We start from the raw sequence: 24896 nt of genomic DNA on the forward strand, positions 1-24896 counted from the left end.
CCGGCGTCGACCGCATCGGCTCCCGACAAAGCCGGGAAAACAGCCTGCGCAACCTTCAAAAACCTAGTTGTCGCAAATATTTCACGTCAAGGATCGGATGTTCCGTCAGAAGAAACCTCATACCGCCGCCGGCGATTCACCAGCCGGCCAGTAGCGGCAGGAGACGCCGTGCCCTGCCGCCATCTCATGCCACTCGGACGTGCCGCTGCGGTTATGATCGACGCCGTGGACGCAGCCGCCGCCATCGCCTTCCAGGAAGCGCAGATCCGGCGGCGCCCGTCGCAACCGCTCGCGCTGCTGCTTGGGATCGGGCACCGGCACGGCGTCAAGCAGCAGCCGCGTATAGGGATGGGCCGGGCTGTCATAGACCTGTGCCGCGCTGCCCATTTCGACGATGCGGCCGCGGAACATCACGGCGACGCGATGCGCCATCTCGCGGACGATGGCGAGGTCATGCGCGATGAAGAGATAGGACAGGCCGAGCTTCTCCTGCAACGATTGCAAGAGCGCGACGATCTGCGCCTGGGTGCGCACGTCGAGCGCCGAGACCGGCTCGTCGCAGACCACGAAATCGGGATTGACCGCCAGGGCGCGGGCGATGACGACGCGCTGGCGCTGGCCGCCGGAGAACTCGTGCGGATAGCGCTGCATCATCGCCGGATCGAGGTTGACCAGTTCCAGCAATTCTTCGACGCGCTCGCGGATGCGGTTGGCGGGCACCGTGCGATGAACCCGCAGCGGCTCGCTCAGGATCTGCCCGATGGTCATGCGCGGATGCAGGCTGGAATAGGGGTTCTGCAGCACGAACTGCATGTGCCGGCGCATCCGGCGCAGTTCGCCTGCGCGCATCGTCGTCAGCTCCTGCCCGAGCAAGCGGACCGAGCCCTCATGCGCCTTCTGGAGCTGGAGGATGGCGCGCCCGGCCGTGGTCTTGCCCGAACCTGACTGGCCGACGAGCCCGAGCGTCTGCCCCGGCGCGATGTCGAAGGACAAGCGCTCGACGGCCTTGACCGGCGCGGCTCCGCGCCGGGCCGGAAACAGCACCGAGAGATCGCGAACCTGCAGCAGCGGCGCGGCCGTCATCGGGCCGCTCCCGCCCCGTGCAGGCGCGGAACCGCATCGAGCAGCGCCCGCGTATAGGCGTGCTGCGGCTCGGCGAAGACATCATCGACCGGGCCGGCCTCGACGATCTCGCCGCGATACATCACGTTGACCCGGTCGACCATGCCGGCGACGACGCCGAAGTCATGGGTGATCAGCATCAGCGCCATGCCGCGCTCTTCCCGCAGCCGCAGCAGCAGGCGCAGGATCTGCGCCTGCACGGTGACGTCGAGCGCCGTCGTCGGCTCGTCGGCGATCAAGAGGTCCGGCTCGCAGGAGATCGCGATGGCGATCAGGATGCGCTGGCGCTGGCCGCCCGAGAACTGATGCGGGAAATCGTCGATGCGGTCAGCCGGATCGGGAATGCCGACGAGAGCGAGCAGCTCGATGCTGCGCTCGCGCGCGTCCCTGACGGAGAAGCCAAGATGACGGCGCAGCATGTCGACCATCTGGGCGCCGATGCTCATCACCGGGTTGAGCGAGGTCATCGGATCCTGGAAGACCATGGCGATGCGCCGGCCGCGCAGGTCGCGCATCTCGTCCTCGCCGAGCCCGAGCAGGTCCTGCCCCCAGAAGGCGACGGAGCCGCCGAGCCCGATCGAGGCCCCTTCCGGTGCCAGTCGCATCAGCGCCTTGGCGGTGACGCTCTTGCCGCAGCCGGATTCGCCGACGAAGCCGACCGCCTCGTCGGCATTGATGTCGAAGGAGATGCCGCGCACCGCCTGGATCACCTCGCGCCGCGTCGTAACCGTCGCGGTGAGGTCGCTCACCCTCAGCAGCGGGCCAATCATCGCACGCTCCCCACGTCGAGAACCTCACGCAAGCCGTTGGCAATGATGATGAAAGTCAACGTCGCGAAAACGATCGCGGCGGCCGGGCCGATCACCGTCAGCGGCGCGAGCTCCATGAATTGCCGCGCTTCGGAGAGCATGCCGCCCCAGTTCGGATCGGGTGGCGGCGGACCGAGGCCCAGGAAGGACAGCGCCGTTACCGTGAAGATCGTTTGGGACAGGGTCAGGCTGGTGGCGACGAGGATCGGCGAAACCAGGATCGGCAGGATATGGCACAGCACGAGGCGCAGTTCGCTCATGCCGACGCTGCGGGCAGCCTCGACATGGTCCCATTGCTTGACGCTGAGCACCGGCGCCCGCACCACCCGCGCCATGGCCGGCGTATAGACGATCGCGATGGTCAGGATCAGGTTCGGCACTGTCGGCCCCAGCGCCGCCACCACCGCGATCGCCAGCAGCAGCACCGGGAAGGCGAAGACGACATCGAGCAGGCGCATGATGATCTCGTCGACGAGCCCGCCGAGATAGCCGGCCGCCAGCCCGAGGATCAGCCCCGTGACCAGCGCGATGAACACCGCCGTCACCGTGATCAGCAGCGTCGTGCGCCCGCCGACGATCAGGCGGCTCAGCACGTCCCGCCCGATCGAATCCGTGCCGAGCCAATGCGCGGCGCTGGCCGGCGCCAGCGAATCCGGCGAGGTAGCCGAGGGGTCATAGGGCGCAACCAGCGGCGCGAAGATCGTCAGCACCAGCATCGCCGCGAGCATGGCAAGCCCGACGCCAAGCAGCAGCCAACCTTGGCTGATCCCCGCCCCCCTGCGCTCGCCGCGCGGCGCCGCCGTAGCCGGCGCGCGCTCCTGCACGGCGCCGCTCACATCTGCACCCGCGCATCGATCCGCGCATAGGCGATGTCGATGGCCGTGTTGACCAGCACGACGATGCCGGCGGCGACAAGCACGATCGCCTGGATCACCGGATAGTCGCGGCTGTTGATGGAATCGAACAGGTATTGCCCCATCCCCGGAATGGCGAAGATGGTCTCAACCAGGATGCTGCCGCCGAGCAGCGCCGCGATCTTCAGGCCCGCTGCGGTGACGACTGGCGTCAATGCGTTGCGCATCAGGTAGTCGCGCAGGATCGAACCGGGCGTCAGGCCCTTGGCGCGAGCGACCATGACGAAATCCTGATTTGCGACCTCGAGCACGGCGGCGCGCGTGTTCTCCGCGATGGTGACGGAGACCGCGAGCGCCAGCGCGAAGGCCGGCAACAGCAGGCTGGCGAGATTGCCGAGCGGGCTTTCGAGGAAGGGCGTATAGCCGAGCACCGTGATCTCCGGGAAATACAGCCCGAAGAGCAGGACGATCAGAGTCGCCACGACATAATTGGGCACCGCCAGCATCAAACCGTTCCAGAGCCGGACCAGCCAGTCGGTCGCGCCACGCAGACGCGCTGCGGCAAGCCCCGATGCGACGCCCATCACGGCGGCGATGACAGCGGCGAGAAGCGTGAGTTGGACGGTCACAGTGAACCGGTTGAGCAATTCGCCGAGCACCGGCTGCCGGGTGACGAAGGACTTGCCGAAATCGCCGGTCAGCGCCGCGCCGAGCCAGCGCAGATATTGCGCCATCAGCGGCTGATCAAGCCCGAGATCACGGCGGATCGTCGCCAGGACCTCCGGCGCGACGCTCTGCGAGCCGGCCGCCGCGATGGCGAAATCGCCGGGGATGGCGCGCATCAGCAGGAAGGAGACGAGCGAGACGCCGAGCAGGATCGCCGCCATCCAGGCGAGCCGTCCGAGAACGAAGCGCGTCATCGGCAGGCCTCAGCCGGGAGGCGGCAGGCCGGACCTATTTCTTCAGCCATGTCGTACGCACGAAGGAGCGGATGTTCGCGGCCAGCGGCGCATAGCCCTGCACATGGTTCCACCAGATCTCCCAGCGCAGCGGGTACTGATAGATCTGGATGACATAGGCGTTGTCGGCGATGCGCTTCTGGATCGCCTGGTTCTTCGCCGCGCGCTTGGGCACGTCGAGCTCGGCCCGCGCCTCCGCGATCATCTTGTCGAGCTCGGGGTCGTTCGAGCCCATCGCCTTGCCGTAGCCGCTGGTCGAGGTGATGTACTGGAACACCCCGTCCGGGTCGGGGGTCCAGGACAACGCGACCGAGAGCAGCGTCGGCCAGTCGCCGCTAGCCCATTTGGCCAGCAGCGGTGCGGTCTCCATCGGCACCAGCTTCACGGTGATGCCGGACGCCTGCCATTGCTGTTGCAGGATCTGGGCGCAGGCGACGTCGAGCGGATTGGCGGCGACGACGATATAGTCGCCGAGATCGATGCCGTTGGGATAGCCGGCCTCGGCGAGCAGCGCCTTCGCCGCCGCCGGATCGTGCTTGTAATAGGGCAGCTCACTGGTGCCGTCATAGCCGCCGACCTGGCTTTCCGGGATCATCGCGCCGACCTTGCCCGAGCCGCCGAGCACGGTGTCGAGGCAGGCCTTGCGGTCGGTCGCGAGGCTGAGCGCGCGACGCACCTTCACGTCGTTAAGCGGCTTCGCCTTCATGTTCAGCCAGATCGGGAAGGTCCGCGAGGTCTGGCCCGGCGCCGAGACGAAGTTCGATGAAGCGCGCGAGATGGCGGTCGCCACCTTCGGGTCTTTCACCCAGGTCATGTCGATCGCGCGTGAGCGCAGAGCCGAGGTCAGCGTCGCCTGGTCCTTGTAGAACTTGAAGATCACCTTCGCGAGATAGGGCTCGCCCTTCTCGTAATAGGCGTCGAAGCGCGTCAGCGAGAATTGCTGGTTGGGCTGATAGGCCTCGAACGAGAAGGGCCCGGTGCCGACCGGCTGGGTGGCGAGGTTCTCGACGCCTGCGGGAACGATCGCGCCGTTGGGGTTGCTCGCGAGATTGCTGAGGAAGGCCGCGTCGGTCGCGTTGAGCTGGAACTTCACCGTGAAGGGATCGACCACCGTCACCGACTCGACGCTGGAATAGAGCGCCTTGAGGCGGCTGCCCGTCGCCGGGTTCATGATCCGGTCGAAGGTGTGTTTCACGTCCTCGGCGCTGAAGTCCTTGCCGTTGTGGAACTTCACGCCCTGCCTGAGCTTGAAGACGTAAGTCTTTGGATCTGGCTGCTCATAGCCCGTCGACAGATCGGGCTCGACCTTCATCCGCGCGTTCCAGCGCAGCAGGCCGGAATAGATCAGGCTGGTGAAGTCATAGGAGGAGAAGGCGTTGACCGTGACCGGGTCGAGCCCGATCGGGTCGGCATCCGCGCCGATCGTCAGCACCCCGCCCGCGGCTGGCGCCTGGGCCGAAGCCAACGTGCTCCAGAGACCTGGAGCCGCCAGCGCCGCACCGCCCGCTGTCAGCAGTTGCAGCAGGCTGCGTCGCCGCAGGCCCTGCGCCGCCGCATCGGGCTCGTCAGCCATCGGGAATGACGGTGTCTTCACGAACGATCCTCCCAGCACCCTGCTTGCCGGCCGAACCCGGCCGATCCGCGCGAGACAGGAGCCGGCCTGCGCCGTGCTTCCAATCATCGCCGCCCGGCCCGTCTCGTCCGCGTCGCGGATGGCAGGCCTTCCCTCTGTGGACGCAGGCTAGAAACGGCCGAAATTCACGTCAAGGATCGCCGGTTTCACTGGAAGAAACAGCGCGCAATGTCTGCCCTCCGCGGCCTGGCTCAAACATCCACAAACCCTCATCCTGATGAGCAGCCGAAGGCTGCGTCTCGAAGGATGCTCTAGGAGGCACCGGAGACATCTGGAGCATCCTTCGAGACGGCCCTGTGGGCCTGCTCAGGATGAGGGCTGCAGTGAAACAGACCGTCAGAAGAAGGTCCTGATCGCGCCCGTGACGCGGTAGTCGTCATCGACCAGCATCAGCACGGCCCATTTGTCGAAGGTCGTGCAGGGGTGGCCGATGCCGAAGGCGACCATATCGCCGACCTGCAGCGGGCTGTCGTCCGGCGTGCCGAGATGGCAGTGCTGGTCGTTGAGCGCCAGCACCGCATGTCCAGGCGGCATCGTCTCCGGCCGCGCCATCGTTTCGCCTGGACGGAACCAACGCAGCGGCACCGGCATTCCGGAATCGAAGCTAATGTCGCGCTTGCCGACGGTGAGCAGGCTGCGCCCGCGCTCCGGCCGCGACTGGACATAAGCCCAGACCTCGAGCGCCGGCTCCAGCCCGCCCGGCGGCAGCTTCAGGCTGGTCTCCAGCGTGATCCGCCGGAACGCCGCCGAATAGACCGTGGAATCATGGGTCAGGTAGCAGCCCGAGCGCAGCACCTTGATCACCGGCCGAGAGAAGGCGGCTGCGTTGAAGGCTTTGCCGACCCGGTCGAACAGCGAGGTCCCGCCAGCAGAGAGCACCATTGGCTCCGGGCCGAGCAGCCCCTCGCCTTCCGCAGCCGCCGCGACCGCGACCACCTCGCCGAGCAGCCTGTCGGCGCCGACAGTGTCGCTGATGAGCCCCTCGAAGCACTCGAAGCCGGCGAGCCGTAAGCCCGGCGCGGCAGCAACCGCGCGGGCCACCGCCAGCGCCTCATCGCGGCTGCGCGCCCCTGTTCGCCCGCCCATGAAGCCGATCTCAACGAGGATGCGCAGCGGATTGGCGGCAGCGCCGCCATGCTCATTAGCAGCCATCGCGAGCAGAGCGACGCCAGGCAAGCTGTCGGCGAGGCAGTAAAGCTCGAAGCCCGGCTCCCGCAGCGCCTCGAAGCAGGCGGCAACCTCCTGCCGCCCGACCGGCTGGTTGGCGAGGATGACGCGCTTCACACCGAAATGCCGGGCGACCGCGAGCTGCTGCATCGTGGCGACCGTAATCGCCCAGGCGCCGTCGGCGATCTGGAGATCGAAGAGCTGCGGCGCCATCGTCGTCTTGCCATGAGGCGCGATCAGCAGGCCGTTTGCGGCGGTGAAAGCGCTCATCCACGCACTATTGGCCTTCAGCACGCTCTCGCGGATCACCGCGAGCGGCATCGGCATGTCACCGGCCAGCACGTTCCAGCCCTGCTTGCCGATTTCGCCGAGCCGAAGGGATGCGCCCGGCGGCAGGCCTTTCACGAGCATATCGAGGCGCTGATCCTCGATCTCGCCCAGCGACAGGCGCGGAAGAACCGCGGCGGAAGCAGTCATAGCCATGGATTCGGGTCCAGCGGAGAGAAGGGGCGCTTCACCTTGGTATAGGGGATCTTGCTCGCATCGGGCGGGTAAGGTCCACCGCTGTCGAGATAGAGCACGGCCGCCGCGATCGGCGCGAAGGCGGCGTGGAAATGATTGGAGGATTTCACCACCACGACCGTCTTGGCGCCGAGGTCGATGCCGAGATCGGTGAAGACCGGCGGGCTGAAGGTCTGCGCCCGCGTCGAGGCCAGCACGATGTCGAGCTTGCCGATCCGGATCGCGGCGGCCGGGCCGAGCGAAACCCAGCTCTGCTCGAACGGGATCAGCAAATCCCCGATCGTCCCGATGATCTGGACCGTCGCATCAATCGGCCTGCCTGAGGAGGGCGCGGCCTTGCCGATGAAGCGCAAAGGGATTTCTGCGCCGACGCCAGCGGCCCGGCAAAGGCTGACCGCGACGGGGTCCCACAGCGCCCCGATCGCCGCCGGCACGTCCGGATGCCGCAGCAGCGCCTCGACCATCACCGAGGAATCGCCGGCGACGCCGCCGCCCGGATTGTCCCAGCGATCGGCGAGCACGACCGGCTTGCCGGGCTCAGCCAGTTCGAGCGCCGCCGCGATGGCCTCCTCCGGCTTGTAGTGCCTCGGCGAAGCGCCCTGCCCCCAGCGCAGGATTTTGAGGCCGAGTTCCTTCGCCAGCGCCGCCGCCTTGGCACTGTCGCCATCGGCAATGACCAGCACCTTCGTCCCGACATCGGCGACATCCGCGGCCTGGAAGCCGTGCGCGACCGAGATCGAGAGGATTCCGTCCCGTCCCTCCATCGCCATGAGCCGGTCGACGAAGCTGCGGCCGGGCTCGCGGCTGGTCATGAAGGCGGCGAGCCCTCGGCAATCGAACACGCCGCTGACCGGCTTCACCTGCCTGCGGGCAGCCTTCAGGCAGAGCTCCAGCAAATCCTCGGCCCGCGCTAGGAAATCCGTGTGCGGAAACTCCTTGAAAGCGACGATGATGTCGGCACCCGCGACCATCTCGGCCGTCAGGTGGCAATGCATGTCGAGCTCGGCTCCGATGACACAATCTGGGCCGGCCAGCGCCCTCACCCGCGCGATCAGGTCGCCCTCGCAGTCGTCATAGCCGCGCGCCACCATCGCGCCGTGCAGGCCGAGCAGCACGATATCGACGGGCAGCGCCGCCTTGAGCTGGCCGAGGATTTCATCGCGCAGGCTTTCATAACCCTCCTGCGAGACCAGCCCCGCTGGCTCGGCCCAGGTCGCCGTGCCCTCGATGAGTTCGTAGCCCTCGCGGGCGGCGCGGCGCCGGGCTGCGACGATCGGCGCGGAGCACAGGGTCGGCGTCTCCGGATGGGTGCCGGGCGGGCAGTAGAAGCCGCTCTCGAAGGCGCTGCGATCGACGAAGAGCGGCGCGAAAGTGTTGGTTTCCGTCGCCAGCGACGCAGTGAAGACGCGCATCCGCATGCATTCCCGACCAGCAGCAGCACGTCCCCTCCGACGCGCCCGACCAGCGCCATGAAACGGGAGGTTGGCGCAACCTGTCAAAGCACCCGCGTTCCTTCGAGCGGAACAATGCCGGCTTGATTCGGAACAGCGCAGCGGCCGAGATGAGGAGGCTTCAGGGAGCCTTGCCGATCATGCCGCAGCCTCGCCGGATCCTGCTGGGGTCCCTCTTTCACGAGACGCACAGCTTCGTCGACGAGGTCACGCGGCTGGCCGATTTCACCATCCGCACCGGCGACGAGCTATTGCGCCGGCGTGGCGACGGCTCGACCATCGACGGCTTCCTCGAAGTGGCCGAAGCCGAGGGCTGGCAGGTCGTGCCAACGGTCGATTACACGGCGCTGCCGGCCGGAACCGTCGATCACGCCGTCTTCGCGCGCTTCCTGTCGGAATTCGATGCCGGGCTGAGGGCCGCGCTCGCCGATGGCGGTCTCGACGGTATCTGGCTTGCCCTGCACGGCGCCATGGTCACGGCCGATTGTCCCGATCCGGAAGGCGCGCTGCTCGCTCATATCCGTTCCGTGCCCGGCTGCGAGACCCTGCCGGTTTTCGGCGTCTTCGACCTGCACGCCAATTTCACCGCGGCGATGGCTGAGCATGCCAACGCCCTCGTCGCCTATCGCGAGAATCCGCACACGGATGCCCGCGCATCCGCCCTGCGCGCGGCCGGTCTGCTGGCGCGGGCGCTCAGGGAAGACGTTCTGCCGCGGATGCTCTCGACCAACGCACCCGTGGTCTGGCCGCCGACCGGCACCGGCACGGCCGACCGGCCGATGCGAGACCTCGAAGCGCTGGCGCGCCGGATCGAGCAGGAGAACCCGGCGATCTGGGTCGCGAATGTCGTCGGCGGATACTCCTTCTCCGATGTGCCCGAGGCGGGCGCCGCCTTCGCGGTCGTCTTCACCGGGCCGGAAGCCGAGGCGCATGATGCCCTCGCCCGCCTGACCGGGACGGCCGTCGAACTGCAAGAGCTGGGCCTGCCGGCGGAATGGGATATCGACGAAGCCATCACGGGAATCCAGCGTTTGCCGGGCGGCCCCTATCTCGTCGTGGAGCCCGCCGACAATATCGGCGGCGGCGCGCCGGGAGACGGCACCTCGGTGCTGCGGGCCTTCCTGCGTCACGGTGTCGAAAATTGCGCCGTCGCCATCGCCGATCCCGCGGCCGTCGCGGCCATGGCGGGGGCGCAGCCGGGCGAGATCCGCAAGCTCTCGATCGGCGGCAAGGGCAGCGCCATCGCCGAAGGCCCTGTGGAGATCGAGGTGCGCTTCGTCAGTGCCAGCGACGGGCAGTTTTCGTTGGAAGACCTCAACAGCCACCTCGCCGCCTCGCAGGGCTCGCGCTTCAGCATGGGGCCGAGCGTCGTGGTCGAGGCCGGCGGCGTCACCATCCTGTTGACCAGCCGCAAGACCCCGCCTTTCGATCTCGGTCAGTTCCGCTCGCAGGGCATCCACCCCGAGACGCTGAAGGCGATCGGCGTCAAGGCGGCGGTGGCGCATCGGCGCGCCTATGACAAGATCGCCAAGGGCAGCTTCACGGTCTCGACACCCGGCCCCTGCACCAGCAAGATCGCGGGGTTGCCCTATACGCGTTTGCGCAAGCCGGTCTTTCCGATCCACGCTGGCGCGTCGCATCGATAGTGCGACGTTGCCTGCGCCACGCAGAAGCGCAGCGGCGAATGGCCTGTTCCCTCTCGCGAAACAGGCGCATCTTGCTTGAGGTGGGTGGCGCGTCGTCTGCTGCTGCCGCGCTGGCCATCGAACGGTTTTCAGCAATAGGCGGAGGGGAAGCCATGTTTCACAATCTGATCAAGATCGCCGCTGGGCTTGGCGTGGTCGCCTGCGCCCTGCTGCCCGCCACCGGGGCTTCGGCCCAGGGCAAGCTCAAGGAAGTGCTGAGCCGCGGCAAGCTCATCGTCGGCACCGGCAGCACCAATCCGCCCTGGCATTTCCGTAACGAAAAGGGCGAACTCGTCGGCTTCGACATCGAGATCTCCAAGATCATCGCGCAGGGACTGTTCGACGATCCCAACAAGATCGAGTTCGTCAACCAGGCCTCGGATGCCCGCATCCCGAACATCGTCACCGGCAAGGTCGACATCGCCTGCCAGTTCGTGACCGTGACGGCGGCGCGCGCGCAGCAGGTCGCCTTCACCGTGCCCTATTACCGCGAAGGCGTCAGCCTGATGCTCGTGGCCGGCGGCCCCTTGGCCGATTTTGCAGCGTTGAAGGCGGCCGGCAGCAAGGTCACGGTTTCGGTGCTGCAGAACGTCTTCGCCGAGAAGATGGTCAAGGACGCGCTGCCTGAAGCGAAGGTCGATCAATTCGAGAGCGTGGACCTGATGTATCAGGCGCTGAACTCGGGCCGCGCCCAGGCCGCCGCGACCGACTCCTCGTCGCTGCGCTTCTACATGAAGCAAAACCCCGGTCGCTATGTGGATTCCGGCTATAGCTGGAACCCCCAGACCTATTCCTGCATCGTCAAGCAGGGCGATCCGGACTGGCTCAACTTCGTCAACGTGGCGCTGCGCGAGTCGATGACCGGCACGACCTTCCCGATCTACAAGGCGGCCTATGAGCGCTGGTTCGGCGAGACGCCGCCGGAGCCCAAGATCGGCTTCCCGCAGGAGTTCCGCTGAGCCTTAGGCTAGCTGCCCCGTGGACTACTCGCTGCATTTCGGCGCCGTCTGGGCGAGCTTCGACAGGCTTCTGTTGGGGCTCGCCATCGGGCTGGGGCTTGCCGTCGTCGCCGTGGCGATCGGCACGGTGCTCGGCCTTCTGTCCGCTTTCGCCAGCGTCGCGCCCTATCGGGCGCTGCGCAGCCTTTCCGCCCTCTATGTCGCGCTGATCCGCAACCTGCCGCTGCTGGTGCTGGTGCTGCTCGCCTATTTCGCCCTGCCCCAGGCCGGCATCACGCTCGACAAATACCAGAGCTTCGCCGGCGCGCTGGCGCTCTATTCCGGCGCCTACCTCACCGAGGTGTTCCGCGCCGGACTGATCTCCGTGCCAAAGGGTGTGATCGAGGCGGCCCGCTCGATCGGGCTGACGCGGCTGCAGACCAATACCTCCGTCGTCGCGCCGATCATGCTGCGCAACGCCTTGCCCTCGCTCGGCAACACCTTCATCGGCATGTTCAAGGACAGCTCCATCGCCGCCGCCATCGCGGTGCCGGAACTCACCTTCGAGGCCCGCAAGATCAACGTCGACACCTTCCGCGTCATCGAGACCTGGACGGTGGCGAGCGGGCTCTACATCGCTGCCTGTGTCGTCATCGCCATGCTGCTGCGCGGCCTCGAACGCCGTTTCCCGAAGTTCTGAGCCGCTGATGCAAGCTTTCCTCGATCAGCTCTGGATCGCCCGCTTCGCACTCTGGGACGGCTTCGTCCTGACCGTCGAGATCGCCGCCGCCTCGATCCTGTTCGGCACGCTGCTCGGCGGTCTCGTCGGCATCCAGCTGTCCTATGCACCCTGGTGGCTCAAGCTGCCGTTCCGGCTCTATGTCGACATCATGCGCGGCACGCCCGTGCTCGTCCTGATCCTCGCGGCCTTCTACATTCCCGCCGTCGCGGGCCTGAACCTCGGCCCGACCCAGGCCGGCATCCTGGCGCTGTCGCTCTTCGCCGGTGCCCATATCGGCGAATTGCTGCGCGGCGCGCTGCAGTCGATCCCGCCGGGGCAGGCAGAGGCAGGACGCAGCATCGGGCTGACCTTCCCGCAGCTCCTGGCCTATGTGTTGCTGCCGCAGGCGGCGCGCAGCGCCCTGCCGCCCTGGATCAATACCGGCGTCGAGCTGATCAAGGGCTCGAGCCTGCTCTCGATGATCGGCGTCGGCGAACTCCTGCTCAAGACGCAGGAGATCATCGGCCGCAACTTCATGACCATCCAGTTCTATGTCTTCGCCGGCATCCTCTATCTGGTGATCAACATCGTGCTGGACCAACTGGGCAAGGCCGTCGAACGGCGGGTCGGGCAGCACTGATGGACAAGCAGCACCCTCTCCTCGCGATCCGCGGCCTGACCAAGCGATTCGGCTCCACCGAGGTACTCAAGGGCGTCGATCTCGACCTCAACCAGCGCGAGGTGGTCTCGATCATCGGCTCCAGCGGCTCGGGCAAGACGACCCTGCTGCGCTGCGTCAACCTGCTGGAGGAATACCAGGGGGGCGACATCGTTCTCGATGGCGAGACGATCGGCTACCGCTCGGCCGCCGGGCGCCGTCATCGGCTCGGCGACCGCGAACTCTCGCGCCAGCGCGCGATGACCGGCATGGTCTTTCAGAGCTTCAACCTGTTTCCGCATCTGACGGCGGCCGGCAATGTGATGCTCGGCCTGCGCAAGGTGCTGCGGCTGCCCAAGGCCGAAGCCCGGGCCATCGCCGAGAAATGGCTGGCGCGCGTCGGCCTCGCAACGCGGGCGGACCACTATCCGAGCCAGCTCTCCGGTGGCCAGCAGCAGCGCGTCGCCATTGCCCGGGCGCTCGCGATGAACCCCAAGCTCGTGCTGCTCGACGAGGTGACCTCGGCGCTGGACCCCGAGCTCGTCCAGGAGGTGCTCAATACGGTGAAGAGCATCGCGGAGGATGGAGCGACGCTCTTGATCGTGACCCACGAGATGCGCTTTGCGCGGGACGTCTCGAGCCGCGTTGTCTTCATGGAACATGGGCGGATCGTCGAGGAGGGGCCGCCCGCGGAGATCTTCGGCAATCCCAAGAGCACCCGGCTGGCGGAGTTTCTGCGCAATACGCGGGGCTAGCGGCCGGCCGCGGCGAACTGGCCTGCTCGCACTGCCCGCGTCCTCCCGGTCATCGTTCGCGCGCGCCGACGCGCGGGCGAAGTCCCGCTGCTTTGTGCCGGCGCCGGAGAAGCAAGACGGCATGATTGACCCGCTCGCGCGGGTCCCCGAGAGAAGGAGAATGTCGGCAAGGCCGGCGGCGCGAATGGCGCGCGAGGCGCTGCAATCAACCTCGGCCGGTGGCAACACGGCAGCCGAATTCGGCCGCCGATGCGGCAAACCAGGACCAGAAGCTCCCTGCCATGCTGCGTGCGACCATGATCTCGAATACGGGCCCGTCCGGGCCGTCGGCGAGCCGCCACAGCTGCACGCCGACATAGGCGACGCTGATCAGAGCGGTATCGCCGACGGCGAAGGCCGCCGGGTGCAGATCGAGCATCACGCCCTTCGCCAGCACATCGCGAACGCGCGAACCCGAGAGCCTGAAGGCGGCGCGCGCATCGCTCTGATCGCTGACGGCAGCATGGGCCGAGAGCTCGCCGAGAAGCCCGGCAAAGCCATCGCGCGAGGCCGCGCGCAGCAGCCATTGCCCCGGCCCCGCCCAGACCACGTCATGCGCCGCGGCCTGCGCAATCCTCGGTGTCTCCGGCAGGGCGATGCCGAGCCTGCCTTCGACGGCCCGCGACAGAGCCGCTGCCCGGCCGGGTTCGGCGATCAGCGTCGCCAGACCAAAGCCATCGAGCAAAGTCGCACAGATGCCAGCATCCCCCTTCATGCCGAAGGAGCCGGGCTGCGCGATCCCGGCCCAGGCGCCGCGCGGGACCCAAGAGATCGCTGTCTCAGCCATGGAGGTGGTTTCCTTCGGGATCGACGAAGACCGGCGAGCAGATCTCGACGACGATGTCGCCGTTGCGGACGGGGTCGTAGGCGCGGACGCGCTCGCCGATGCGGCTGGTGCCGTTCCGGATCAGGCCGAGGCCGATCCAGTGGTTCAGATGCGGCGAATGGGCGACCGAGGTCATGTAACCCTCGTCGTTTTCCATCACCGCCGCCTTGCCGATGCCGATGAAATGGGCGCCCGCACGCAGGCGCTGGGACGGATCGACCGGCTTGAAGCCGACGAAGGACGGCCGGTCCCCCTCGACCAGGGCCTGCCGGCCCGCCATCAGCCGCCCGACGAAATCCTTCTTCGTCGACATCATCTTGCCGAGGCCGAGATCGCGCGCCGTGGTCTGGCCGTTGAGCTCGTTGCCCGCGACATGGCCTTTCTCGATGCGCAGCACACCGAGCGCCTCGGTGCCGTAGGGCGTGATGCCGAAGGGCTCGCCCGCCCGCATCAGGGCGCGCATCATCGCGTCGCCATAATCGGCCGGGACTGCAAGCTCGAAGGCCAGTTCACCCGAGAAGGAGATGCGGAAGAGCCGGGCCGGAATCCCGCCGCCGACCGTCACGGTGCGCGCCGCGAGATAGGGGAAGGCCTCGTTCGAGATGTCGTGCGGGGGATCGACGACGCCACGCAGAGTTTCGCGCGCCTTCGGGCCGGCCACGGCCACCTGCGCCCATTGCTCGGACACCGAGACCATGCGGACATCAAGCTCCGGCCACAGCACCTGATGGCAGAATTCCAGATGTTGCATCACCCTGCCGGCGTTGGCCGTCGTGGTCGTCATCAGGAAATGATGCTCCCCGACGCGGGAGGTGGTGCCGTCATCCATGACGAAGCCGTCCTCGCGCAGCATCAGCCCGTAGCGGGCCTTGCCGACCGGCAGCGCCTTCCAGCCGTTGATATAGACCCGCTCGAGGAATTCGGCGGCGTCTGGGCCCTGGATGTCGATCTTTCCGAGCGTCGAGACATCGCAGATGCCGACGCTCGCGCGCACGGCCTCCACCTCGCGATTGACGGTCGTCAGCCAATCGCCCTCCCCGGGCTTCGGATAGTACTGGGCCCGCAGCCACTGGCCGGCTTCGATGAAGACGGCGCCCTCCTCCTTCGACCACTCATGGGTCGGCGCCAGCCGCACCGGCTTGAAGTCCTTGCCGCGGTGGTGGCCCGCCAGCGCGCCGATCGCGACCGGCGTATAGGGCGGGCGGAACGTCGTCGTGCCCGTCTGCGGGATCGTCCTGCCCGTCTGCTCGGCCATGATGGCGAGGCCGGAGAGGTTCGAGGTCTTGCCCTGGTCGGTCGCCATGCCGAGCGTGGTGTAGCGCTTGAGATGCTCGACGGGCCGGAAGCCTTCGCGCGCGGCCAGCTCGACATCCTTGTCGGTGACGTCGTTCTGATAGTCCACGAAAGCCTTGCCCTTGGCACCTGTCACCCGCCAGACGGGCTTCAGCGCGGTCGTCTCGGGATCGGTCGCGGGCGCGGGCTCAGCCGCCGCAGGCGTCAGCCCCGCATCGGCCACAGCCTCGCGGCCGAGCCGAGCGCCGTCCTCCAGCGCCTGCGCCAGGGTGAAGTGCCCGGCTGCGCTGCCGGCGACGGAGAGCCCCGGCGGCAAGGTGCCCGGCACGAAACATTGCAGGCCCTCGTCCCAGGCCGGCTTGCCGTTCTGGTGCGAGGTCAGATGCAGCGTCGGGTTCCAGCCGTTCGAGACGGCCAGCAGATCGCAGGCGAGAGCCGTCTTCGCGCCGGAGGCATCGCGGATGCTGACGCCGCCGAGCTGACGGCCCCCGCGCGTGCCTTCGATCACGGCGCCTGCTAACAGCCTTGCGCCGAGCTTGTCGGCGAGCGCCTTCCGCGCTGGATCCGCGTCGGGACGGCTATCGACGATGGCCGCCACCTTGCCGCCGGCGGCTGCGATGTCGCGCGCTGTCGTCCAGCCATCGTCGCCCGCCGTGAACAGCACCGTTTCGCGGCCCGGCAGGACGCCGTAACGGTTGACATAGGCGCGCGCCGCCCCGGCCAGCATCACGCCGGGCGCATCGTTGCCGGGGAATACGATGGGCCGTTCCAGCGCGCCCGCGGCGAGGATCGCGCGTTTGGCATAGATGCGCCAGCCGCGCTGGCGCGGCTGATGGGCCGCAGGCTCCGGCAGGTGATCAGCGACGCGCTCGACCGCGCCGTAGATGCCGTGGTCGTAGAGGCCGAAGATCGTGGTGCGCGGCATAATCCGCACTTCGGGCAGGCTTTCGAGCTCCGCCAGCGTCGCCGCCAGCCATTCGGCCGCCGGCTTTCCAGCGATCTGGCGCTGCTCCGCCAACAGGCGACCGCCCAGGCGGAAATCCTCGTCGCAGAGGATCACGCGGGCACCGCTGCGGCCTGCTGCCAGCGCCGCCGAAAGACCGGCGGGCCCGCCGCCGATCACGAGCACGTCACAGAAGGCGAAGGCCTTTTCGTAATGGTCGGGATCTTCCGCTCCGGCCGCGCGGCCAAGGCCTGCGGCGCGGCGGATCAGCGGCTCGTAGAGCTTTTCCCAGAACGCCGCCGGCCACATGAAGGTCTTGTAGTAGAAGCCGGCGACCAGAGCCGGCGAAACGAGCCCGTTGAGCGAGAGCAGATCGAAAGCGAGCGAGGGCCAGCGGTTCTGGCTTGCGGCATCGAGCCCGCCGAATAGTTCGATCACCGTGGCGCGGGTGTTCGGTTCCCGGCGGGCGCCGGTGCGCAGCTCGACCAGCGCGTTCGGCTCCTCCGGGCCAGCGGAGAGAATGCCGCGCGGGCGGTGATACTTGAAGGAGCGGCCCACCAGCCGCACCCCGTTGGCGAGCAGCGCAGAGGCCAGCGTGTCGCCGGCATAGCCCTGATATGGCTTGCCATCGAAGCTGAAGGTCAGCGCCCGGCCGCGATCGATCAGACCGCCGGAGGCGCGGCGGAAGGACTGCCCGCTCATGCCGCCGCTCCCGTCTTGCGCGTCTTTGCCGGCTCGACCGCCGCGATCGCATGAGTGCGGGTATCGCGGGTCACGACCAGCCAGGCATGGCAGCCGGCGCCGTGATACCAGAGCTCGCGGTGCGTGCCCGCCGGATTGTCGCGCAGATAGACATAGTCGGTCATCGCCGACTCTGTCGCCGCCATGCCGTCAGGGCGTTGCGGGTCGGCCGCGCCCAGATAGCTGAATTCCTGGGCGTCGCGCGCGCCGCAATGGGGACAGGTGATGCGCATGGTCAGGCTTCCACGATTTTCGGGATGCGACGCACCGCAACCGTCATGCTCGCCCTCGTGGCGAGCATCCACGTCTTGAACACAACGTTCGACCAGCGAAGACGTGGATGGTCGGGACAAGCCCGACCATGGCGGGGATGGTGAGCGCAGCTTGTCATCTCAGTGCAGGTTTGGCTGGGCGCCGGCGCCCTTCTCGTCGATCAGGCGCCCGGTGGCGAAGCGATCGAGCCGATAGGCGGTCGCGACCGGGTGCGGCTGTCCCGTCGCGATCAGATGCGCGAAGCAGAAGCCGGAAGCCGGCGTCGCCTTGAAGCCGCCATAGCACCAGCCGGAATTGAGGTAGAGCCCGTCGACCGGCGTCAGATCGATGATCGGAGAGCCGTCCATCGACATGTCCATGACGCCGCCCCAATGCCGCAGCATGCGCACCCGGCCGAGGCCCGGCCAGAGCGCCATGGCAGATTCCATCACGTCCTCGATCACAGGCAGATTGCCGCGCTGGGCGTAGGAGTTGTAACCGTCGATATCGCCGCCGAAGACGAGCCCGCCCTTGTCCGACTGGCTGATGTAGAAATGCCCGGCGCCGAATGTGACGACGGTATCGATCAGGGGCTTCAGTCCTTCGGAGACGAAGGCCTGCAGGACATGGCTTTCGATCGGCAAGCGCAGGCCCGCCATCGCCGCCACCCGTGAGGAGTTGCCGGCCACCGCCATGGCGATCTTCCTCGCCCGGATCGGCCCGCGCGAGGTCTCGACGCCGACGGCCCGCCCGCCAGCCATGGTGATGCCGGTGACCTCGCAGTTCTGGATCATGTCGACGCCACGGCTGTCGGCGGCCCGCGCATAGCCCCAGGCAACGGCGTCGTGCCGGGCCGAGCCGCCGCGGCGCTGCAGCAGCCCGCCCTGGATCGGGAAGCGGGCGTTGTCGAAATCGAGATAGGGCAGCATCGCCCTCACCTGCTCGCGGCCGAGCAGCTCGGAATCGACGCCGGCGAGCCGCATCGCATTGCCGCGCCGGGCGAAGGCGTCACGCTGCGCATCCGAGTGGTAGAGGTTGATCACGCCGCGCTGGCTGACCATGGCGTTGTAGTTCAGATCCTGCTCCAGCCCCTCCCAGAGCTTCATCGAAAGCTCGTAGAACGGCGTGTTGCCCGGCAGCAGGTAGTTCGAGCGGATGATCGTGGTGTTGCGGCCGACATTCCCGGAACCGAGATAGCCCTTCTCCAGCACCGCGACGTTCGTGATGCCGTGCCGGCTGGCGAGGTAATGCGCCGTCGCGAGGCCATGCCCGCCGCCGCCGATGATCACGACATCGTATTCGGCCTTGGGCGCAGGATCGCGCCAGACGGGGGTCCAGCCTTTATGCCCCTGGAAGGCCTGGGCGAGCAGCGAGAAGACGGAATAGCGCATCGAGGGGTCCGGGCGGTCTTGTCATCTGGAGATTGACCGACATAGGCTGCGTGACATGCTCGATAGCGACATCCGATTGCCCAGCAGCGACGACAGCGCACCGGCTCATGTCGGCTTTCTGCTGATCCCTGATTTCGCTCTGCTGCCCTATGCCTCGGCGATCGAACCCTTGCGCGCGGCCAACCGGCTCTCCGGCAGGCCGCTCTATCGCTGGAGCCATGTCTCGATCGACGGCGCGCCCGCTTCGGCCTCGAACGGCGTCGCCATCGCGGCGGATGCGAGCGTCGGCGCCGAATTGCGGCTCGACTACCTGTTCGTCTGCGCCGGGGGCAACCCGGCCCTCTTCCACCATCAGCCGACCTTCGCCTGGCTGCGCCAACTCGCCCGGCGCGGTGTGCGGATCGGCGGCGTCTCGGGCGGCCCCTATCTGCTGGCGCGCGCCAACGTGCTGACCGGCTATCGCTTCACGCTCCATTGGGAGCACGCGCCGGCCTTCCTGGAGGAGTATCCGGACCTCGATCTGCGCCGCTCGCTCTACGAGATCGATCGCGACCGGCTGACCTGCAGCGGCGGCACCGCCCCGCTCGACATGTTGCATGCCGTGATCGCGCGCGAACACGGCAGCGAACTGGCGCTGGCCGTGAGCGAGTGGTTCCTGCAGACCCATGTCCGGGAAGGAGCCGGTCCGCAGCGTATGCCGCTGCGCGAGCGGCTGGGCATCGCGCATGCGCCGCTGCTGCGCGTCATCGGGCGCATGGAGCAGACCATCGAGCATCCCGAACCGCGCGAGGACCTCGCCCGCCTCGCCAATGTCTCGCTGCGCCAGCTCGAGCGCCTGTTCCGCCAGCATCTCGGCCGGTCGCTCGGCGAGCACTACCTGGCCCTGCGCCTTGACCGCGCGCGCGACCTGCTGCGGCAGACAAGCCTCTCGATCCTCGAAACGGCACTCGCCTGCGGCTTCGCCAGCGCCAGCCATTTCTCCCGCAGCTATCGCGAGCGCTTCGGCCATCCCCCGCGCGGCGAGAGAGTGCAGCAAGCTCACTCTGATCGACGCTGACAGGCAAGAAAGCGTCGCACAGGATCAAATCCGCGCACCGATCCCCCGGAAGTCTAGGGCTTCAAATAAAAACAAGGGATCGCGACCGATGAAACGTTTGACCGCTCTGGCGCTGGCTGTCGCCGCCACGCTCGCCGCCATGCCGGCCCTCGCTCAGGACACCCTCGCCAAGATCAAGGAGAAGGGCGTCCTCACTGTCGGCGTGAAGAACGACTACAAGCCCTGGGGCTTCCTCGACCCGTCGGGCAAGATCGTCGGCCTCGAGATCGATCTTGCGCAGGAGGTTGCGGACAAACTCGGCGTCAAGATCGAGATGGTTCCCGTCATCGCCGCCAACCGCATCGAGTTCCTGCGGCAGGGCCGCATCGACATGATCCTGGCGACGCTCGGCGACACGCCCGACCGGCGCAAGCAGATCGGCATGATCGAGCCGAACTACTATGCCGGTGCCACCAACGTGCTCGCGCCGAAGAGCGCCGGTCTCAAGAAGTGGGAAGATCTGAAGGGCCGAAAGGTCTGCGCCGTGCAGGGCGCCTATTACAACCGCCGCGTCTCGCAGATGTATTCGCCCGAGCTGGTGGTGTTCCCCTCCGTGCCGGATGGGCTGAACGCGCTGCAGGGCAACAACTGCGTCGCCTTCCTCTTCGACGACACGCTGATCGTCTCGACGCTGGCGGGCGGCGATCCGAAATGGGCCAATTACGAAATGCCCCTGACCTCGGAGGATCCGCAGCTCTGGGCGATCGGCGTGCGCCTCGACGACCTCGACGGCGCCTTCGGCAAGCTGCTGAAGGACATGTCGGTCGAGTGGCACAAGAGCGGCAAGCTGCTCGCGCTCGAGAGCAAGTGGGGCATCAAGCAGAGCCCCTACCTGATCGAGACCAACAAGAAGCTGAAGGGCGGCTCGTAGCCTCGGGGCGTCATTCTCGGGCTTGTCCCGAGAATCTCATGACCAGAGGGCTCTGGTTTCCGAGATGGTCGGGTCAAGCCCGACCGTGACGCGCCAAGCCTACCCGAGGTTTCGGACATGATTGCCGCCTTCTTCGAGCGCCTGAACGATGTTCATGGCCTCAACTTCTCGATCTTCTACGACGCCTTCGATCGTTCCCGCTTCCTCACCGGGCTGTGGACCACGACCTATATCTGCGTCGTCTCCATCCTGGCCTCGCTCGCGATCGGGCTCCTCGGGGTCTGGGTGGCCGGCAGCCAGTCGCGCCTCGGACGGCTGCTGGTGCGGATCTACGTCCAGTTCTTCCGCAATACCCCGCCGCTGGTGCAGCTCTCCTTCTTCTACTTCGCCGTCGGCGGCCTGCTGCCGACGGTGTCGGACGGTTTCGGCGGACAGTCACCGCTTGTCAGTGGCACAGGCTGGGCGATCATCGCCTTCTCGCTCTTCGCCGGCGCATTCAACGTCGAGATCTTCCGCGCCGGGATCGAGGCCGTGCCGGAGACGATGGTCGAGGCCGCGGAATCGCTCGGCTACACGCGCTTCCAGCTATGGCACCAGATCGTGCTGCCCCTCGCCTTCCGCATCTGCCTGCCGGCGCTCAACAACAACCTCGTCAATCTCGTGAAGACCACCACCCTCGCCTACGCGATCGGCGTGCCCGAATTGCTCTACGCCGCCTCGCAGATCTGGTCGGAGATGTTCAACGTCCGCGAGATGATGAACGTGTTGCTGGTGACCTATGTCCTGCTCGTCGCAGTGCTGGTCTGGGTGATGCATCGCTGGGAGAAGGCCATGCGCATTCCGGGCTACATGCCATGAAGAGGGACGCCACCGATCTCCCTGTCCTCAAGCCATTCCGCGCCGCGCCGATCGCGCCGAGCGGCCTTGCCGCACCTGCCCTCCTGAGCGCCGGGCTCGTCGCGGGCGCCGGAATCCTCTTCGCCGCTTCGCTGGCCGTGGCGCAGGTGACCGCACCGGCGGCGCGCGACAGTGCCGTCACCATCCTGCTGCGCTGGGCACCGCTGATCTTCCAGGGCTTCCTGTTCAACCTGCTGATCAGCTTCCTTTCGATGGTGTTGGGAACGGCGGTGGGCGTGCTGTTCGGCATCGGCCAGGTCTCGCCATCCGCGGCGCTGCGCAAGCCTGCCTGGGCCGCGACGCAGTTCTTCCGCAACGCACCCTGGCTCGTGCTGCTGTTCTACGCGATGTTCCTGCTGCCCTTCGAATTGAAACTCGGCCCGGTCACCCTGGCCTTTCCCGCCTGGGTCAAGGCCATCATCGGGCTGGCGCTTCCGGTCGCGGCCAACGTCTCCGAGATCGTGCGCGGCGGCATCCGCTCGATTCCGTCGGGCCAATGGGAATCGGCCGAGGCGCTCGCCTTCACCCGCCGCCAGACGATGTGGATGATCATCCTGCCACAGGCCTTCAAGCGGATGATCCCGCCCTGGATGAACCTCTACGCCATCCTGACGATGGCCACGACGCTGATCTCGGTCGTCGGCATTCAGGACGGGCTGACGGTGACGCGCGCCGCGCTCGTGGCCGAGAGCCGGCCGGAGCTGATGCTGCCGATGTATCTCCTGCTCCTGCTGATGTTCTTCGCCTATTGCTATCCGATCGCGCGCCTCACCATGGCGCTCGAACGCCGCTTCAACGTGAAGGGATGACCATGGTCGCCAAGCATCAACTCGGCGAGCCGGTCGTCGTCGTCGAGGGCGTCGAGAAGGCCTTCGGCGCCTTCGCGGTTCTCAAGGATGTGGGTTTCACCATCCGCCGCGGCGAGACCGTCTGCATCATCGGCCCTTCAGGGTCGGGCAAGTCGACGCTGCTGCGCTGCATTAATGCGCTGGTGCCGATCAGCAAGGGTTCGATCACCGTCGCCGGCCGGCAGGTCAACGACCCCATGCTCGACAAGCTCGCCCTGCGCCGCGACGTCGGCATCGTCTTCCAGCAGTACAACCTGTTCCCTCACAAGACGGCGCTGCAGAACGTGATGATGGCGCCGGTCCATGTGCTGAAGCAGGATCGCGCAGAGGTCGAAGAGCGGGCCAAGCGCCTGCTCGCCAAGGTCGGATTATCGCACAAGCACCAGGCTTATCCGGGCGAGCTTTCGGGCGGGCAGCAGCAGCGCGTCGCGATCGCCCGCTCGCTGGCGATGAACCCCAAGGTGATGCTGTTCGACGAGGTCACCGCCGCGCTCGACCCAGAGACCAAGAAGGAGGTGCTCGTCACCATCCGCGACCTTGCCGCAGAGGGGATGACCTGCATCCTCGTCACCCACGAGATGGGCTTCGCCCGCGAAGTCGCCGACCATGTCTATTTCACCGACGGCGGCGTCATCGTCGAGCACGCGCCACCGGCGGAGTTCTTCGGCGCGCCGCGAGAAGCCCGCACCCGCGCCTTCCTCGATCAGGTGCTCTGACGCGACATGTCGCGTCAGAGCCGGTCGATGTCGCAAACCGGCCTGCCACCGCAGGCCGCCCGTCCAAGAATGAACGCCGTCATTCGAGAGCGTGCCTCATGAACACTCCGGCCTCAGACCCCAAATCCGTCACCGGCAAGCCGCTGGCCATCGACGAGACGGTGGACGTCCTGGTCATCGGCGGCGGGCCCGCCGGGCTCGAGGCGGCGATCCAAGCCGCGAAGCGTGGGTTCGGCGTCCTGCTGATCGATGAGAACCCCGTGCCATTCAAGACGATGGGCGACGATGTGCCCTTGCATTTCGGGCAGGGCATGGCGGCCAGCGCCCGCAATCGCAACGCCATGATGGAGGCATTCGTGGCCTCCGAACCGCGGATCGCAGAGGCTTTCGAGGCCGGCATCGATGTGCGCCTCGGCACCGCCTGCTGGGGCCTTTATGCGAACGGTCCGACACTCGGCTGGATGCCCGGCCTCGTCGCGGGGCTCGCCGACGAGGAACGCAGCGCCCTGGTCCAGGCGCGGCACGTTATTCTCGCCTGCGGCCGACGCGACATGGGTCTCGGCTTCCCTGGCTGGGAGAAGCCGGGGGTGCTGGGCGCCACCGCCGCGCTCAGTCTCGCGACACGCTACGGCGCGCTCGGCCCGTGCCGGCTCGTCATCCTCGGCTCCAGCACGGAAGCCTTGACCACGGCGCTGGCGCTGCGTGAGACCGGCGCCAGCGTCGCTGCGATCGTCGAGCAGGCGTCCGATATCGTTGGCGACGCGGCGCTGCTGGCCAGCCTGCGCGAGGGCGGGACGGAGATCCTGACCCGCCATGTCGTCCGCGAGGCGGCCGGGCGCGATTCCGTCGAGGCGGCGATGGTCGCTGGGCTCGACGACGAAGGCCATCCGGCACGCGACGAGCGCGCCATCGCCTGCGATGGCATCGTGCTCGCGGTGGGAGCCACCCCGGTCGTCGATCTGATCGATGCCGCCGGCTGCAAGGTGGCGTTTCAGCCCGAGCGCGGAGGCTATGCGCCGGTCCTAGATGCGAACCAGCGCACAAGCATCGCGAACGTGTATGCGGTCGGCGACTGTGCCGGCATCTGGGCAGCGAAGACCCGCGACCGCGCGGTCGCCGAAGCGGAAGCCCGATGCGCCGTCGCGGCGCTCGGCACGGATGCAATGGCAGACAGCGCCACGAACCCGCCGGCACCGGAATACGACATCTCCGATTACCGCCTGGCCTGGGTGCGGGCGAGTGTCATCGAGGCGCGCGCGGAATTCCATGTCTGCCAGTGCGAGGAGGTGACGGCCCGCGAAATCCTCGAAGTCCGTCCACCGCGTTATCTCGACTGGCAGAACGAGCGCCGCAACGACCGTTCGCGCGCGGCCTTGCTCGGCGATGGCCCGCCCAACCCCGATCAGGTCAAGCGCCTGACCCGTGCCGGCATGGGCCCCTGCCAGGGCCGCCGCTGCCGCGAACAGGTCGCGGCGCTGCTGGCGCTCGGCGCCGCCCTGCCGCTCTCGGCGATCCCGCTCGCGGGCTATCGCGCGCCGACGCGGCCGATGCCGCTGTCGATGACGGCCCATGTGCCGGAAGCGCCGGAGCAGGCCGAGCATTGGGACACCTGGTTCGGCATGCATGCGCAGTGGGTGCCGTTCTGGGAGGTTCCGGAGCGCTACACCGTCGCGACCAACGACGCGACCGGCCCCGTCGCGAGCGAGTGA

The 24896-nt window shown here is 67.3% G+C and carries 22 protein-coding genes; 11 read left to right on the plus strand and 11 right to left on the minus strand.

Annotated elements, in window-relative coordinates; translation table 11 throughout:
* Positions 1-117: 117 nt before the first annotated feature.
* The 7 genes from AC1DIN_RS12935 to AC1DIN_RS12965 all read right to left on the minus strand — a co-directional run bounded on the left by AC1DIN_RS12935 (position 118) and on the right by AC1DIN_RS12965 (position 8478).
* On the minus strand, positions 118-1083 hold the full coding sequence (locus AC1DIN_RS12935; RefSeq protein WP_476810109.1) for an ABC transporter ATP-binding protein: 966 nt from the start codon (positions 1081-1083) through the stop codon (positions 118-120).
* Entirely contained in the window at positions 1080-1892 is an 813-nt protein-coding gene (locus AC1DIN_RS12940) for an ABC transporter ATP-binding protein (RefSeq protein WP_476810110.1), read from the minus strand. Before AC1DIN_RS12940 ends, AC1DIN_RS12935 begins: the two co-directional genes overlap by 4 nt.
* Positions 1889-2767 carry an ABC transporter permease gene (locus AC1DIN_RS12945; protein ID WP_476810111.1) on the minus strand — a complete coding sequence of 293 codons (879 nt, stop codon included), beginning with the start codon at positions 2765-2767 and terminating at the stop codon, positions 1889-1891. The genes AC1DIN_RS12940 and AC1DIN_RS12945 overlap by 4 nt, the downstream gene beginning before the upstream one ends.
* The gene (locus AC1DIN_RS12950; RefSeq protein WP_476810112.1) at positions 2764-3705 is read right to left on the minus strand and encodes an ABC transporter permease; all 942 of its coding nucleotides are present in this window, start codon (positions 3703-3705) and stop codon (positions 2764-2766) included. Before AC1DIN_RS12950 ends, AC1DIN_RS12945 begins: the two co-directional genes overlap by 4 nt.
* Positions 3706-3739: 34 nt before the next feature.
* Positions 3740-5338 (minus strand): ABC transporter substrate-binding protein, encoded by a 1599-nt coding sequence (locus AC1DIN_RS12955; RefSeq protein ID WP_476810113.1) that lies wholly within the window; start codon positions 5336-5338, stop codon positions 3740-3742.
* Between the two features lie 375 nt (positions 5339-5713).
* Positions 5714-7027 (minus strand): alanine racemase, encoded by a 1314-nt coding sequence (locus AC1DIN_RS12960; RefSeq protein ID WP_476810114.1) that lies wholly within the window; start codon positions 7025-7027, stop codon positions 5714-5716.
* Positions 7018-8478 carry a M81 family metallopeptidase gene (locus AC1DIN_RS12965; protein ID WP_476810115.1) on the minus strand — a complete coding sequence of 487 codons (1461 nt, stop codon included), beginning with the start codon at positions 8476-8478 and terminating at the stop codon, positions 7018-7020. Before AC1DIN_RS12965 ends, AC1DIN_RS12960 begins: the two co-directional genes overlap by 10 nt.
* 179 nt (positions 8479-8657) lie before the next feature.
* On the opposite strand from AC1DIN_RS12965, the gene AC1DIN_RS12970 reads away from it, so the two are divergent.
* The 5 genes from AC1DIN_RS12970 (at position 8658) to AC1DIN_RS12990 (ending at position 13274) form a co-directional block, all read left to right on the plus strand.
* Positions 8658-10163 (plus strand): M81 family metallopeptidase, encoded by a 1506-nt coding sequence (locus tag AC1DIN_RS12970; protein WP_476810116.1) that lies wholly within the window; start codon positions 8658-8660, stop codon positions 10161-10163.
* 152 nt (positions 10164-10315) lie between these two features.
* The gene (locus AC1DIN_RS12975) at positions 10316-11161 is read left to right on the plus strand and encodes a transporter substrate-binding domain-containing protein (RefSeq protein WP_441470484.1); all 846 of its coding nucleotides are present in this window, start codon (positions 10316-10318) and stop codon (positions 11159-11161) included.
* A gap of 19 nt (positions 11162-11180) precedes the next feature.
* Positions 11181-11840 carry an amino acid ABC transporter permease gene (locus AC1DIN_RS12980; protein ID WP_441470485.1) on the plus strand — a complete coding sequence of 220 codons (660 nt, stop codon included), beginning with the start codon at positions 11181-11183 and terminating at the stop codon, positions 11838-11840.
* Between the two features lie 7 nt (positions 11841-11847).
* Positions 11848-12501 carry an amino acid ABC transporter permease gene (locus AC1DIN_RS12985; protein ID WP_441470486.1) on the plus strand — a complete coding sequence of 218 codons (654 nt, stop codon included), beginning with the start codon at positions 11848-11850 and terminating at the stop codon, positions 12499-12501.
* Positions 12501-13274, plus strand: coding sequence for an amino acid ABC transporter ATP-binding protein (locus AC1DIN_RS12990; RefSeq protein WP_441470487.1), 774 nt, complete (start codon positions 12501-12503; stop codon positions 13272-13274). Before AC1DIN_RS12985 ends, AC1DIN_RS12990 begins: the two co-directional genes overlap by 1 nt.
* Positions 13275-13479: 205 nt before the next feature.
* On the opposite strand, the gene AC1DIN_RS12995 is transcribed toward AC1DIN_RS12990, so the two are convergent.
* The 4 genes from AC1DIN_RS12995 to AC1DIN_RS13010 all read right to left on the minus strand — a co-directional run bounded on the left by AC1DIN_RS12995 (position 13480) and on the right by AC1DIN_RS13010 (position 18759).
* Entirely contained in the window at positions 13480-14100 is a 621-nt protein-coding gene (locus AC1DIN_RS12995) for a sarcosine oxidase subunit gamma (protein WP_476810117.1), read from the minus strand.
* The gene (locus AC1DIN_RS13000) at positions 14093-17077 is read right to left on the minus strand and encodes a sarcosine oxidase subunit alpha family protein (protein ID WP_476810118.1); all 2985 of its coding nucleotides are present in this window, start codon (positions 17075-17077) and stop codon (positions 14093-14095) included. Before AC1DIN_RS13000 ends, AC1DIN_RS12995 begins: the two co-directional genes overlap by 8 nt.
* A complete protein-coding gene (locus AC1DIN_RS13005) occupies positions 17074-17349 on the minus strand; it encodes a sarcosine oxidase subunit delta (RefSeq protein WP_441470490.1) in 276 nt (91 codons plus the stop codon). The genes AC1DIN_RS13000 and AC1DIN_RS13005 overlap by 4 nt, the downstream gene beginning before the upstream one ends.
* 159 nt (positions 17350-17508) lie before the next feature.
* Positions 17509-18759, minus strand: coding sequence for a sarcosine oxidase subunit beta family protein (locus tag AC1DIN_RS13010; RefSeq protein ID WP_476810119.1), 1251 nt, complete (start codon positions 18757-18759; stop codon positions 17509-17511).
* A gap of 55 nt (positions 18760-18814) precedes the next feature.
* On the opposite strand from AC1DIN_RS13010, the gene AC1DIN_RS13015 reads away from it, so the two are divergent.
* The 6 genes from AC1DIN_RS13015 to AC1DIN_RS13040 all read left to right on the plus strand — a co-directional run bounded on the left by AC1DIN_RS13015 (position 18815) and on the right by AC1DIN_RS13040 (position 24896).
* Complete coding sequence (locus tag AC1DIN_RS13015) at positions 18815-19816, plus strand: GlxA family transcriptional regulator (protein WP_441470492.1); 1002 nt, start codon at positions 18815-18817, stop codon at positions 19814-19816.
* 88 nt (positions 19817-19904) lie between these two features.
* The gene (locus AC1DIN_RS13020; protein ID WP_441470493.1) at positions 19905-20726 is read left to right on the plus strand and encodes a transporter substrate-binding domain-containing protein; all 822 of its coding nucleotides are present in this window, start codon (positions 19905-19907) and stop codon (positions 20724-20726) included.
* Between the two features lie 117 nt (positions 20727-20843).
* Complete coding sequence (locus AC1DIN_RS13025; RefSeq protein ID WP_476810120.1) at positions 20844-21584, plus strand: amino acid ABC transporter permease; 741 nt, start codon at positions 20844-20846, stop codon at positions 21582-21584.
* Positions 21581-22432, plus strand: coding sequence for an amino acid ABC transporter permease (locus AC1DIN_RS13030; protein ID WP_476810121.1), 852 nt, complete (start codon positions 21581-21583; stop codon positions 22430-22432). The genes AC1DIN_RS13025 and AC1DIN_RS13030 overlap by 4 nt, the downstream gene beginning before the upstream one ends.
* Positions 22429-23187 carry an amino acid ABC transporter ATP-binding protein gene (locus AC1DIN_RS13035; RefSeq protein ID WP_476810122.1) on the plus strand — a complete coding sequence of 253 codons (759 nt, stop codon included), beginning with the start codon at positions 22429-22431 and terminating at the stop codon, positions 23185-23187. Before AC1DIN_RS13030 ends, AC1DIN_RS13035 begins: the two co-directional genes overlap by 4 nt.
* 98 nt (positions 23188-23285) lie before the next feature.
* Positions 23286-24896: an FAD-dependent oxidoreductase gene (locus AC1DIN_RS13040; RefSeq protein ID WP_476810123.1), complete on the plus strand. Its 1611-nt coding sequence runs from the start codon at positions 23286-23288 to the stop codon at positions 24894-24896.

It is taken from the genome of Allobosea sp. 05T438 (assembly GCF_056396025.1).